This window comes from Vibrio sp. 10N.261.52.C2, from assembly GCF_041471425.1.
In the GTDB taxonomy this organism is placed as follows: Bacteria; Pseudomonadota; Gammaproteobacteria; order Enterobacterales; family Vibrionaceae; genus Vibrio; species Vibrio crassostreae_C.
The window spans coordinates 39,444-53,144 of the sequence record NZ_JBFROH010000052.1; the positions used below are offsets into that span (position 1 = coordinate 39,444).

Annotated in this window: 13 protein-coding genes; 3 read left to right on the forward strand and 10 right to left on the reverse strand. The window is 42.9% G+C overall.

From position 1 onward, the window contains the following. Positions 1-173 precede the first annotated feature (173 nt). The 6 genes from AB4307_RS18590 to AB4307_RS18615 form a co-directional block, all read right to left on the reverse strand. Positions 174-1,031, reverse strand: a complete 858-nt coding sequence (locus AB4307_RS18590; RefSeq protein ID WP_372132895.1) for a hypothetical protein — start codon at positions 1,029-1,031, stop codon at positions 174-176. Then, positions 1,031-1,885, reverse strand: a complete 855-nt coding sequence (locus tag AB4307_RS18595) for an ABC transporter ATP-binding protein (protein ID WP_372132897.1) — start codon at positions 1,883-1,885, stop codon at positions 1,031-1,033. The genes AB4307_RS18590 and AB4307_RS18595 overlap by 1 nt, the downstream gene beginning before the upstream one ends. Beyond that, positions 1,882-2,253, reverse strand: a complete 372-nt coding sequence (locus AB4307_RS18600; RefSeq protein ID WP_017060587.1) for a GntR family transcriptional regulator — start codon at positions 2,251-2,253, stop codon at positions 1,882-1,884. Before AB4307_RS18600 ends, AB4307_RS18595 begins: the two co-directional genes overlap by 4 nt. A gap of 223 nt (positions 2,254-2,476) precedes the next feature. After that, positions 2,477-4,222, reverse strand: coding sequence for an EAL domain-containing protein (locus AB4307_RS18605; protein ID WP_372132900.1), 1,746 nt, complete (start codon positions 4,220-4,222; stop codon positions 2,477-2,479). 835 nt (positions 4,223-5,057) lie between these two features. After that, complete coding sequence (locus tag AB4307_RS18610; RefSeq protein WP_017060589.1) at positions 5,058-5,537, reverse strand: type II secretion system protein; 480 nt, start codon at positions 5,535-5,537, stop codon at positions 5,058-5,060. A gap of 250 nt (positions 5,538-5,787) precedes the next feature. After that, on the reverse strand, positions 5,788-7,296 hold the full coding sequence (locus AB4307_RS18615) for a putative bifunctional diguanylate cyclase/phosphodiesterase (protein WP_524540950.1): 1,509 nt from the start codon (positions 7,294-7,296) through the stop codon (positions 5,788-5,790). Between the two features lie 62 nt (positions 7,297-7,358). Here AB4307_RS18615 and AB4307_RS18620 point away from each other — a divergent pair, with 62 nt between their 5' ends. Both AB4307_RS18620 and AB4307_RS18625 read left to right on the forward strand, forming a co-directional pair. Then, positions 7,359-8,048, forward strand: coding sequence for a response regulator transcription factor (locus AB4307_RS18620; protein ID WP_017060591.1), 690 nt, complete (start codon positions 7,359-7,361; stop codon positions 8,046-8,048). Next, on the forward strand, positions 8,041-9,390 hold the full coding sequence (locus tag AB4307_RS18625; protein ID WP_065584997.1) for a sensor histidine kinase: 1,350 nt from the start codon (positions 8,041-8,043) through the stop codon (positions 9,388-9,390). Before AB4307_RS18620 ends, AB4307_RS18625 begins: the two co-directional genes overlap by 8 nt. Positions 9,391-9,542: 152 nt before the next feature. Here the strand turns inward: AB4307_RS18625 and AB4307_RS18630 are convergent, their stop codons facing one another. After that, the gene (locus AB4307_RS18630; RefSeq protein ID WP_017069226.1) at positions 9,543-10,079 is read right to left on the reverse strand and encodes a GNAT family N-acetyltransferase; all 537 of its coding nucleotides are present in this window, start codon (positions 10,077-10,079) and stop codon (positions 9,543-9,545) included. A gap of 226 nt (positions 10,080-10,305) precedes the next feature. Here AB4307_RS18630 and AB4307_RS18635 point away from each other — a divergent pair, with 226 nt between their 5' ends. Beyond that, entirely contained in the window at positions 10,306-11,571 is a 1,266-nt protein-coding gene (locus tag AB4307_RS18635; protein ID WP_372132902.1) for an HD-GYP domain-containing protein, read from the forward strand. A gap of 134 nt (positions 11,572-11,705) precedes the next feature. Here AB4307_RS18635 and AB4307_RS18640 read toward each other — a convergent pair whose 3' ends face one another. Genes AB4307_RS18640 through AB4307_RS18650 form a run of 3 tightly spaced genes read right to left on the reverse strand, consistent with a single transcriptional unit; the run spans position 11,706 to position 13,688 of the window. Next, complete coding sequence (locus AB4307_RS18640) at positions 11,706-12,155, reverse strand: PTS sugar transporter subunit IIA (protein WP_017070990.1); 450 nt, start codon at positions 12,153-12,155, stop codon at positions 11,706-11,708. Then, on the reverse strand, positions 12,152-13,408 hold the full coding sequence (ulaA, locus tag AB4307_RS18645) for a PTS ascorbate transporter subunit IIC (RefSeq protein ID WP_017064873.1): 1,257 nt from the start codon (positions 13,406-13,408) through the stop codon (positions 12,152-12,154). Before ulaA ends, AB4307_RS18640 begins: the two co-directional genes overlap by 4 nt. A gap of 10 nt (positions 13,409-13,418) precedes the next feature. Next, a complete protein-coding gene (locus tag AB4307_RS18650) occupies positions 13,419-13,688 on the reverse strand; it encodes a PTS sugar transporter subunit IIB (protein ID WP_017064872.1) in 270 nt (89 codons plus the stop codon). Positions 13,689-13,701 lie beyond the last annotated feature (13 nt).

A 13,701-nucleotide genomic window follows, 5' to 3' on the forward strand; every position in this document is an offset into this window, starting at 1 on the left:
TTCCTTGTTCCTTGCTCCTTGCTCCTTGTTCCTTGTTCCTTGTTCCTTGTTATCGCATCCCTGTACTCGTTAACGTCTTGATAATAAAAAAGCTCCCGATTTCTCAGAAGCTTTGATTTAGATTTTGATATCTGATGTGACTGCCCGATAAAGGCTCGTGCTTAGGATAGACTCTAACGTTGGAACAGCGTCTTTAAGCTCACATCGTCCGTTCTATTTAGCTTTAGGCTCAGTAGATAGCCACCAACACCGATTAGTGCGTAAATACCTAAAGATAAAATCGGCGCTTCTGCAATCGCACTTAATGGGTTGCTTGCTATGAGTACATTCATTGGTAATGACGCGATGAGAGATAGGAAGTCATTGATGCCATAGAACCCAAACACTGCGACAGAGAGGAACTTAATCGCATAGCTTGAGATGAAAATGACAAGCAATGGAGAGTTTACCAGCTGCGAAATCGCTAGAGTGACGGTTGCCAGTGGCAATAAAACCAGTGCAACTAACATCATTCGTCCAAAAAACACGACCCAGTTGCTCAGCACATAAAACAGAGATTGTTGTTCAACCAATAGCGCCAGTTGTTGTTCACTTGAGACGTTCAATATCCAGAATAGAAAATCTGCGAACAGTACTAACAATGCACAGATAGCCGGAATCACCACTAAACCGAAGCCGAGTTTCACACCGTGAGTCATTGCGTTAGATACCGGCATACTTCTCCAAAACATCGAACTGCCTTCTTGGCGCTCTTTACGCAGCGTTTTAGGGATGTAAAGCGTTGATAGGATCAGTGAAATAAAGCCCGCGCCAAAGTAGATCACTGAGTTGAGGTCTTGTGCGAACTCTCTGTGGATGTCGCTCACGTCACCGTTCACTTGCATTTCGAAGAAAAACTCATGCTGCGCTGCGCCATTGAAGAACAGACTAACGAACAGTAAGAAACCACATAACGCGACAAACAGAGGCAATCGAGTGTTAATTTTGTGCTCGATGAGTTCTTTTTCTAGCATGTAAAAACTTGGATGCATTATGCCTTCTCCGTCTGTGTTGCAAGGAATAGATCTGCGAGACCAACGTTATAGATGTTACCCAGTGATTCAACCTGCGCTTTGTATTGACCTTCCAATAACCACTTAGTGGTGCCCAGGCCTGATTGCGAGGTCAGTGGGTTGAGTTTCTGTATCTCGCTTGAATGGTTATTTGCGACTTTGATAATGAAATAGTCATTTTCGATGTCTTCCATGCTCTTTTGCAGCACACAATGGCCTTGTTTTAAAATCAGAACATCCGTTAATAAATGTTCAATCTCTGAAACCTCATGGCTTGCAATGATCATGGCGCGTTCGCCGTCGTGGAACCACTCAAGTAGATGGCGATAAAAAGTATCGCGGTACAGTAAATCTAGGCCAAGTGTAGGCTCATCTAAGATCAACACTTGGGTGTCAGTCGCGATGATGATCGCAAGGTGAAGTTGTACCTTCATTCCCTTAGAAAGCTGCTTGATAGTCGAAGAGAGCTTGATGTTGGTGCTGCTTAGCGTCTGTTCTGCTTTTTGCTTGTTGAAGCTAGGGTGTACACCTTGGGTGTATCGAAGTAGTTGTTTAACCGTCATCCACTCTGGTAACACGTTAACATCTGAGATGTACGACAAGTGCTGCATGAGCTCTGCGTGCTGGTGGATAGGGTGGTAGCCGTTTACTTCAATCTCACCTTGATAGTTGTGTCCACCAAGCAGTGATTTGATCAGAGTCGATTTACCTGCGCCATTGTGGCCCAGCAGTCCAAGCACTTGCCCCGGTTTTAACTCAAAGCTGATGTTCTCGACACCCACTTGATTTGAATAGGTTTTGGTTACGTTTTTCACGGAAAGTAACGTACTCATGACTTGTCCTTTATATGTTGTGCTAGCTGTTTCACGAGTTCTTCGACACTCATATCAATGATGCTTAGCGTCTCAGCGATGGCTGGGATCTGTGTGTTGATGAATGATTGGTGTGCGGACTCTTTCAATTTTTGAAGTGCCCCTTCGGCCACATACATGCCTTGGCCGCGTTTTTTCTCTACCAAGCCTTCATCCACCAGTAACTGGTAGCTTTTCATGACAGTAAGGTGGTTGATCTTGAGATCGGCGGCAACCGCACGCACAGAGGGCAATGCTTGTAGCTCTAGCCAAACACCCTGAAGAATTTGGTCACTGATCTTGGCGGCAAGCTGCCTAAAGATCGGCTGGTCGTCTTTCCATTCGGTCATAATTAAAACTGCATGGTGATATACATGTGTATAACACTAACCTATTTATTCGAGTTGGCAAGGATTTTATGAAAGTGCATCGGGTATTTTTATGTTTAGATAAAGCACGTTTGGTGGGGAGGGCACTTGAAGCCTACATCCTTGTGGGCTCTCAAGCAGTTGTATAAGCGATGATTATTTGAATAGGGAATGGTTGCTGATCAAGATTTCTATTAGGCTGGGCCTATTGCTCCTTTGAGTCATTAGGACGGCTATACAGGTAACCTTGATGTAAGTTGTAGCCTAACTGACACAAGATATATTGCTGCCTACGCGTCTCGACACCTTCATAAATCATTGTGATATTTGATAGGCGTCCAATCTCCGAGATATTGAGCAATACACCCTGATGATGCTCTCCTGACTCGATATCCTTAACAAAGCAACGATCCAGTTTTAGATAGGCCGGAGAGATAACATTGATGATTTCGATGTTGTTATTGCCCGTACCAAAGTCATCCAGAGCGATAGTGATACCAAGCTTTTTGATATCCTTAATGTTATCGATAACCTCACACCCATAGCCAATGTTCGAATATTCAGTAATCTCTACGACAAACTCATTCGCTTCCATCGCGGCTAAATGCTCTCTGAGCCTTGCGAAGTTCGACCCTACCAAAGCACTCGGACACACGTTGACACCATAGATCTCATGGCTGTTGTTTAACTTCGCTTTTCTGACTGCCTCGATGAGTAAAATAGTATGAAAGGTGAGTAAATTGGTGCGTCTCATGGTGTTGATGAAGCTTAAAACGCCAACGTTACGCACACGAGATAACAACTCGTAGTAGAGAACGCAGTTGTCTTCGGTGTTGATGATCGGCTCTTCTTCAAAGGAGATGTGTTTCCAACGAAACAGGTAGATCACGAAACCCAGAATATAGGAGCGATAAAGCAGGGTGGCGAGTATCAGAGAAAGCGCAATCCATAGTGCAACAATGTCGTCACTGTAGAAGGTGATGGTTGCACCCGTTGGTAGGGAGGTTTGATAGATAGATTTACTCTCTTCGCCAAGGTTTAAGATGTGGTAACCATTCTTCTGGATGGAAATCGAATCGACTAATAGAGGCAATAGTGAGTTCTTGTATCGAGCTTCGATAGATCGTTTAGATATTCGAGCAACCATCTCAATGTCGTGCTCGGTATCCATGAAGCGTGAATAGGCAAAGTCAGCACTATCGTAGAAGTCGTCTAATTGATTGAGCTCTATCATCTTAGAACGTGTTTTAGAGATATAGCAGGAGTCATAAGGTGTGGTCATGACGACAGAATCAAGGTTGAGCGAGTGCCTTAGCGAGTGCACAGCCCCGTGGCTATCGCAACCGTAGTCCATGACTTCTGCGGCAATGTGTTTGGTGTTCTCACTGTATTCATTCGCAATCTTCGTCGTATAAAGGATTTGGGAAAAGTAGACAACGAATAGGAAAAAGGAAGAGATGGTGAACACGGCTATCAGAGCCTTAATCAGCTCTCGATGATAGGTGTTGAACATCAGTTTCAACATCTCGAACTGGCTGGGCTTGAACTGGTTGATGTCGTACTTAGGTGCGATACGGTTGGTTGAGCTTTTATCGAGATCGATAAAGTAACCTACCTTATAAAGGTTAGAGATAAGTTCGCTATTATTATCTACCTTCGCTTTCTTACATAAGCTTCGATATTTCTTTCTTATAGAAGCAATAATATTTTTTAACGCGTATAAGCTAAACTCTTCGTCAAAGTGTAATTTAAAAGATTCTTCAACATCTCGTGCAGATTGAGGGTTTGATATTGACGAGTGTTCAATAAGGTATTTGAAAACAAAACTCTCTTTACTATTAAGAGTTTCCTCTGATATCTTATTACTGTCTCTTTTTATGTATATTTTTTCTTCATTGTAGATTAGTTGCAAGCTCTCATTATTGTTATTTATATTGAAAGAACAGTGCATAGCTTAACTCCTAAGCGATAGTTATTATATTTGTGTGATGGATATGTGATGGCTGGGATTTTCATTCAACACAAGAGTTCGATCTAAATAATATAACCAAAATGTCACCATTTTATCTCAAGATGTTGATACTAATCGCAGAATTTGGGCTTTAATGAAAGGTTATGGAGATGTTCACCCAAAAGTTGAATTTATAAATGAAAGCCAATGATTTACAAGGGGTAAGGGGGATTTATCCATTTGTTTTGGTATTTATCCATTTCACAGCTTCTACGCGGTAGGTTTAGCGACTGGATTTAGAGGTTTCTAATGTAGCTTATGATGGTATTCATTCGGTTTATCGATGCGTGAGATTTATCAGAATTTTTCATGATAAAATTAAATTATGTCATTTTATGTGATATTAATATAATTTATGTGGCGTATTGTTTTGGTGATTTAATTAAAGTAATCAATGATAGAATTAATTATATTTGTTGAATGATTGACTTTAATTTATTCTGTTACGAAATTTAAATAATTAAATTTTAAGGTGGGATATTTAAAATAGGGAAAGGATGATTTTTATCATGATGTGTTGATTAAAGAATTTTAATTGAATTATTATTGACATATGTATCAAATATGTGTCTATGTAAATATTAATCGGCTAGTGATGAAAATAAGATATGAATGAGGTTGGTGTTATACCATGAGCACTGCCTAAAAGTATAAGCAGCAACAAGTTAGATCAATTAGTGTTATTTTTGAGCAAATGTTAGCGTAACCACATGATATTCAAAGATCTGTTGCGGTGGCTTTGTGTTAACTATGGAAGCGTGCAATCGTTGAGTATTTAACATGCACCATCAAGCACCACGATCTGTGGTTCTTTTTCTGGCTGATAAAGCACCTGACAAAAGTCTCCTTCTGGCGAATAGGTGTAGTTTTCGGTGTCGAAAGAGATGGCGGCTACTCTTTCTGCATTGCTGCCAGAGTCTACTTCTTTGTTGATGACATGAAGCTCTGTTGCGTCGATATTGAGCAGTCTTCTTAGTGAGTCAACATAGGCGATTGGGTAACCATGACAAACGTAGTAGGTCTCAATCTCCGTCTTTTCAACATAGTTGCACTCATCCTCAACGCCAGCAATCGCTGACTTCGCGTAGATCATATCGATACCCGTGCGAAGGTTACCAGCCACATCATGTATTTTACTCGCCCGAGCACTTCCTTGAACGTCTAAGAACTTGACCATAGCTGTCGCCGAAACGATCGCTAAAATTAATACAGAGATGATGAGTTCTAAAAGAGTGAAGCCGTTTTGTCTGTTCATGGTTACCGATTATTTGCTCTGCTAAAGGGACGGAATGAGGGTAATCTAAATACCAAAGTCATTACAGTTAGTGGGTATAATGGTTTGGTGTTTTATTGTGTGAATTTCTAAGTAATTTTCTTTATAAACAATAGCTTAATTATTTCCTCTTACTGTTAAACGCTATGTAAGCATACGTAAGCGTACACACCCACAGCAGCCGATTGTTTAGGAAGCATTCAAACGACTTAATTTATTGATAAATAAGTCTTTAATTGTAGGATTGTCGACCATTCAAAAACTGACTTTCGACTTCATTTGAGGGAATTGGTTTACTAAATAAAAATCCCTGAAGATACTGGTATCCACAATCGATTAAGAACGCTTTTTGCGTTTCGGTTTCGACACCTTCAGCAACCACTTTTAGCCCCAATTTTTCACAGATAGCATGGGTGGCTTGGACAATCGCTTTGCTCCCTTTGTGTGAACCGTGGACGAAGCTTTTATCGAGTTTCACGGTGCTAATCGGTAAGTCATGCAACATCGACAGTGACGAGTAGCCTGTGCCAAAGTCATCAAGGTGAAGCTCTACGCCCAATTTAGAAATATCGCTTAACGCTTGCCTGACTTCACCATGCTTGAAGATCATGGAAGATTCGGTGATCTCAAGGGCGATGCTTTGAGGTTGGATATTGTAGAAGTTCAACATTGCTAATAGCTGCTCGGCAAAGGTCGCGTGCATCTGAATACTCGAAATATTGATACTCATCATCAACTCACTATCAAACTCACGTTGCCATATCGATAGCTGTTTGAGTGCAGAGTTCAGAACCCATTTCCCGAGCGGTACAATCTGCCCCGTCTCCTCCGCTAAGCTAATAAACTCATCAGGGCCTATGTTACCTAGCTCTTTGTCTGACCATCGAAGCAAGGCTTCAAACCCTTTCACCTTGTCGCTGTTGGTGTTCATGATCGGTTGATAGTGAAGGTTGAGATCGTCGTTTTCTATGGCGCGTGCCAGTCGATGGCGGATCTCTACTTTGCGATGCAGGGTTTGTGCTAAGTCTGGGGTAAACGTTTGGAAGCGGTTTCGACCATTCGCTTTTGCAAGATGCATCGCCATACCCGCTTGCTTTAGCAATGTTTCTTGGTCAACCGCGTTATCAGGGAAATGCGCGGTACCTATGCTGCAACCGACAGATAAACTGCCGATGCCTCTGATATGGAAACTTCGGTTTAAGGCATCAATGATGCGAGAGCAAAGTAGTGGGATATTTTGATTTCGGCAGGTGTGGGCAATCACAATGAATTCGTCGCCACCAAATCGCCCTATCATGCATTTCTCATCAACCAACTGTTTAAGGCGTTCACCAACCTGTTTGAGTCGTTGGTCTCCGACAGTGTGCCCATAAGTGTCATTAACTAATTTGAAGCCATCAAGGTCGACAAACATCAATTCAAACGGTGAGCGATAGGCAATGCTGGTTTCTAGAAGGTTGCTGATCCCACGGCGATTATAAAGCTCCGTTAAACAGTCGTGTTCTGCGTTGTATCTGGCTTTTATCAGCTTCTCTTTTTGCTTTGTTGTACAGGTTAGGTTTAGCAGCAGTTCGCTTTTATCAAAGAGCCACTTTCCTTGCACATCAAAATGGTGTGCTCTGAAGGAGGAAACCTTGATAAACCAAGGCGCACCGGTTGTTGGTTCTCTATTCTGTAAACGTGTATGTACAAAAGTGATTACTATGTTTTGCGTACGGTAAATGTAGGGCTCTGATTCCAATATTGATGATCTATGACCAGTATATATACTGCCTTCGCTTTTGATAAATACTGGTGATAGGAATGTCGAAAACCAAAGTGCTCATTGTTGAAGATGACCAAGAGATAGCTCGTCTAACGACGCTTTACCTCGAAGCTGAAGGTTACAATGTTAGCGTTGTTCATGAAGGGAACTTGGCACTTGAAGCGATCCGTAGTATTGAACCTGATTTAGTGCTGTTGGACTTGATGCTTCCAGGGATGAGCGGCGCGCAAATTTGCCGTCAAGCCCGTGAGTTTTACAATGGAATGATTTTAGTGCTAACGGCTTCCGCCGATGAAATGAGCGAGGTCAGCTTGTTTAAATTTGGTGCGGACGATTACGTTGCCAAACCGATTCGTGGCCATGCCTTGTTAGCGCGAATTGAAGCGTTATTGCGTCGAGCGACTCCCGTAAAAACTGCGCAAGAAACTACGGCTGAAAAACAGTGCGATATTGTAATCAACAGCTCTGCTCAAAGTGCCACGCTCTACGGCCAAAACCTCAAGCTTACTTCTGCTGAATTTGAAATCTTAAACCTTCTCGTTAATAACATCTGTCAGGTCGTGACTCGAGACCAGTGCTGTCAGTTATTTAGAGGGATAGATTACGCGTTCAACGACCGCTCGATTGATATGCGCGTGTCTGGGTTACGCCGAAAGCTGCGCATTCACGCAAAAGACAAACAGTTGATTCGTACGGTTCGCAACAAGGGGTACATGCTGGTTGCGTAAGTTCATTGCTACGAAGCTTCGCTCGGTTTCGATGTTTGCTCGCTTATACCTTGGGATTGTGACTGGGATGTCGGCAACGATATTTTTGTTCTTGAACCTTGGTGAGGGGTACATGCGACGCACCGAGATCGAAACCTTCCTCAATGATGGCATCTACTTTGCGGAGCAGTATGTTCGTCAACACAATCAAGAAAACTCACTCTATAAAGAGCTCGATAGAACAGGCTACCAACAATTTTATATCTTCAATTTACGCCTGTTGGAGAATTGGTCGGGCGAGGCGCCTTGCCAACAATGTGAGTTATACACAACCTTAAACGGTGTGCCGATATATCTAAGTGATGACAACCTCTATTCGACCGTGTTTCAGCTACCAAACTCTAAATTCAGTTTTGGGTTCAGTGAGGTAGGGGACTTTTTCTCTCCTGACATTGAATGGTACGAAGACTCAGAACGACACTTTTTGTTAGGGCTGTTGTTGGCTGTGATTGTGGCGATTGGAGCAAGTGTTTACTTACCTGTGAGGCGTTTTCAAGAAAGAATAGAGTTGCTCGTCGAGAAGCAGAAACAGTTTGGTAAGGGCAAGCTTAGTACTCGATCTGACATGGACGACATCCATCCTGTTTCTGATTTGGCCAGCAGTTTTAACTTCATGGCTGAAGAGATCGAAAGCAAAGTAAAACAAAGTCATATTTTCGCTCAAGCTATCCCACACGAAGTACGAACTCCGCTAAGTCGTATTCAACTGGCGACCGATATCCTAAGAAGGGGAGCCCCCGATAATCATCAGGTTCTTTTCGATGACATTGATACCTACATTGAGGATATCAACGAGCTCACGTCAGAAATCATCATGCTGTCGAAGTTGAATGTCATGGATAACTCTTTCTTTGAGCTCGTTAAAGTGACCTCCGATCTTCGTGAGTATTGCCTAGACCGAATTCGTTACTCGAAACTAGACAATGCCACCTTTGAATCTAAGGTACAGCTAGAGTGCAAGATTAAGTGTGATTGCTCAATGGCACGCTTGGTGTTCGATAACGTTCTCAAGAATGCGGGTAATTACACACAAGACAAAGTGTGGATGACGCTGGATGAGAACTCAGAAAACTGGCTGGTGGTGATTGAAGACAATGGTTCTGGAATACCAGAGAATAGGCGTGATGAGGTATTCCTTCCGTTCTCTCGACTAGACTCAAGCAGAACGTCGACCAACGGTGGATTGGGGTTGGGCCTCGCGATTGCTCTATCGGCGGCTAAAAAACTTTCTTGGGATATCAAAATCGACGACAGCAACTATGGTGGCGCCAAGTTCAGTATCGTGATTCCTAAGATCGCATAAGCTGCAGCTTCAAGAGCTCTTCAGGCTCGTCAAATAACAAAGCCACCGACTAATACCGTGGCTTTGTTATATTCCGATTTACAAGCGAGTGACTTCTTAGTTACTACTGCCTAGAGCCTAGAGCTTAGAGCTTAGAGCTTAGAGCTTAGAGCTTAGAGCTTAGAGCGATGAAGTCCATAAATAGCGTGGTCTACGATGCGGCCATTCAAGTTCTCGTTACGAGTTATAATACCTTCTAACGTGAAATGTAAGCGCTCACAAACCTTGCGGCTGCTTTGGTTACCGGTTGCGGCTGATATCTCTACCTTTTCCATATCTAACTCATTGAAAGCAACATCAATCAGCTTCTGGACAACGCGCGTCACAATCCCCTTTCCTTGGTATGTCTCAGATAACCAATAACCTATGGTCACCTTTTGCTTATCATGATCAATGGTATTGAAACTGCAGTTACCGACGACCTTGTCTTGATACACGATTGCACAAGTCATGCTTTTCCCTTCGGCATAATCGTGTAGCGAGCGTTGGATGAAGATCCTAAAGTCTTGCTCGGTTTTACAATGTGGCGGCCACACGAGCCATTGACTTAGGTACTCATTCTGGCTTTGTGAGATTTCCGCGTAGTGAGAAGCGAAGCTCTCTTCAACCAATGCGATGGAGAGTTCGTTGTCGATAACCGTTTTAAACATGTCTTTCCTTTTCTTATGGCTGCTTATTTAAGCGAATCTTAGTCGGCAGGCTATAATGTCGCATGATTTTTAATATGCAACCATTTGTAGCACGGATTTTTCGTAATACGTTGGTTCTATCACGAAACTCATTAAACCTTACAATAGTTGTGTATATAATCATTAGCTATGCATTAGTATTAGCGGCCTAAATATATAAAAAATATAAAAATGCTAGGCTTAAATAATGAATCAACATTGCCAGGACGTGACCGTGGACCTAAGGAAGGCTCTATTCGGTATTGCTAAGGCGCTTGATAACGTCGGTTTCGAAAGTAAAAATCATGGACAGAGAGTGGGCTATATCGCGTATCGATGTGCTCTGAGTGTGGGGTGGGAAGAAGAGCAAGCGCAGCTCGCGTTTTCGTTAGGCTTGATTCACGACTGTGGTGTCTCGCAAATTGATGAACAGCTCAGTTTAACGTCTGGGTTTGTACCTGACTCAAGCTATCACCATTGTCAAAAGGGCTACCAAATCTTAAAAGAGTGCCCAGTTCTTTCTATATTTGCTAAGCCGGTTCTTTATCACCATACTCCGTGGTCTGAGCTAAGGGCTATTCATATCAGCGAGTTAGAAAGAGAACTAGCTGCCATCGTGATGCTTGCCGACAGAGTCGATTATCTATACGGCATAACCTCTTCTGATCGTTATGGAAACCTAACACCAGATGGCAAAGCGAGCATCATTGAATGTTTGACTGAACAAGCGGATGAGATGTTCGAAACCAACCTTGTGCAACACATGTGCGAGTTGGTTGATTTGGATGACTTCTGGTTTTCTATGGAGATTCCATACCTCGAGAACATGAGGGATAACTTTGAACCTGTGCCATTTTTCTCCCAGCAAATGTCGCTGGATGAGACGGTGGCCTTTGCCGAGTTTATCGCCAATGTTGTTGATACCAAAAGTTCGTTTACCTTTAAGCACTCTTTAAAGGTTGGGCAGCTTTCAGAATACCTCGCCAAACAGCTGGGTTATTCCTACACCACTCAGCGCAAACTCTATCTGGCTGGGTTAGTCCATGATATCGGTAAACTGCAAACCCCTAATGACATTCTGCATAAGCCGGATTTACTCACTGAAGAAGAGTATTGCTGTATTAAACGCCATGCAACGGACACTCGATTCGCATTGCAGGAGTTGTTCAGTTCACCTCAGGTTTGTCAGTGGGCATCTGATCATCATGAAAGGTTAGATGGTTCGGGTTACCCAATGGGAAAAACGGCGGAAGAGTTGGATCAACCCAGTCGAATTGTTGCTGTGGTGGATGTGTTTCAAGCGCTAACTCAGTCTCGACCTTATCGTGGAGGCATGACGTTAGAAGAGACTCTCGCTATTTTGAGGGACCACGTTGATAACTTTAAGTTGGATCGAGAAGTGTTTGAGTGCCTTAATAAACACGCGCAATATTGCTTTGAATTATCGACAGACAAACGAATGTACGCGTTTTAACGCCACTGAATGCTTTCTAGGTGTGATGCCTTAACTCATATTCGATGAGAAATGACCAAGCACCAGAAACAGAAAAGCGATAGCCGAGGCTATCGCTTTTTTCATGGGGGCTTATCAGGATCTTTATATCGAGATTAGTATCGTTTTAAGATCTCGATGATCGCTTGCTCAGTTTCCGCTGCGATGATGGCATCGATGTCATCATCATTTTGGAACAACTCTGATAGCGCCATAATCGTATGGATGTGGCTATCTGAGTCCATCGCTGCCAGAGTAATCGAAAGGTAAACGTCACCGTTGTCTTCTGACTCTAAATCAACACCCTTCTTGAATACCGTTACTTGCAGTGATGCTTCGTTCACACCATCTTCAGGGCGAGCATGAGGCATCGCAATCTTTGGTGCTAGAACATAGTACGCGCCAATATCCTTGTGTTTTTGCTTGATAGCTTCAACATAGCTTGCTTCGATTTTGTTGCTCGCTAGCAGTGTTGAACAGGTCACATCTATCGCAGCATCAACCGTTAGGTTCTCTTCAGAGTTGATGATAACGCCTTGGTTACCAATTAAATCGAATAAGCTCATGAAACAATCCACCCTAGGATAAGACCAACAACGCCGAAGTCGAAGTCAGCAAACGTTGTCGCTTCAAGACCAAGGCCACCCAGTACTGGAAGCAGTAGCATTGGTAGGAAAGAGATACACAGACCTTGCGTGAATGAACCGAGAATTGCACCGCGTAGACCGCCTGTCGCATTACCGTAAACGCCTGCTGCACCACCTACGAAGAAGTGTGGAACGACGCCAGCTACAATGATTGTCCAGCCAAGCGCGCCTTGAACTGCCATTGCTAGTAGGCCAGCAGCGAAAGAACAAAGGAAACCGATAAGTACCGCGTTTGGTGCTACAGGGAATACCATAGGGCAGTCTAGAGCAGGTTTTGCGCCCGGTACTAGCTTGTCAGAGATACCTTTGAATGCAGGAACGATTTCAGCAATCAGCATCTTCACACCTTGCAGTACGATGTAAACACCACCGGCAAACACAAGAGATTGCATGAAGGTGAATACTACCCAGTTTTGACCGCCTGATACTGTTTCAACAAAGTCACCGCCAGCAACAATTGAGGCAAACATAAAGAAGATAGCCATTGTTGTTGCTACAGCAACTGGCGTATCACGCAGGAACATTAGGCTTTTAGGTACGTTGATGTCTTCTGTTGATTTTGAAGTGTCACCAAACTTGCTACCAATGTAACCCGATACTAAGTATGAGAACGTTGAGAAGTGACCCATCGCCAACTGATCAGTACCCATCACTTTCTCTGTGTATTTTTGAGCAAGTGCAGGCATGATAACCATCAGTGAACCCACAATGATCGAGCCGATTGCAACGAGAGCAGTGCCTTCGATGTTAGCTGTAGACAGGATTACCGCTACCAGCATAGACATGAACATTGTGTGGTGACCCGTTAAGAAAATATATTTTAAAGGTGTTAAACGAGCCAATAAAATATTCACAACGAATGCGAAGAACATAATTAGAGCCATTTCATAACCGAATGCTTCTTGTGCTAATGCAACAATTGCTTCGTTATTTGGAATAACACCACTTACGCCGAATGCTTCAGTAAATACAACAGAGAAGTTATTTAGTGCGCCAACAAGAGCGCCAGCACCAAAACCTAAAATTAGGAAACCCATTACGGTTTTAATTGTGCCTTTTAGAATGGTAGAAACATCTGCTTTTTGTGCAACCAGGCCGATAAAAGCAATTAAACCTACCATGATCGCCGGCTCTTTTAATAAGCCGAGCATGAACTCGAAAAAGTTTTGCATAATTTTGACCTTACATGAAAGTTTTTAGTTGTTCTTCAATAGATGCTTTGTCAAAAATATTTTTAAGGCTGATGATATTCTCTTTACCAGCGTCTTTTAGTTGGTTTGCAACGTCTGTTGCTGCAACCCAAATATCCGCATTGCTTGATGCTGCAGATGAAAGATCTTCGTGATCAACTTCTGCTTCGAAACCGATTTTTTTAGCGACTTCTTTTACTGCCATTTCCATCATTAGAGAAGTACCAAGGCCGTTACCGCAAACTACAAGAATCTTTTTCATAATATTTGTCTCA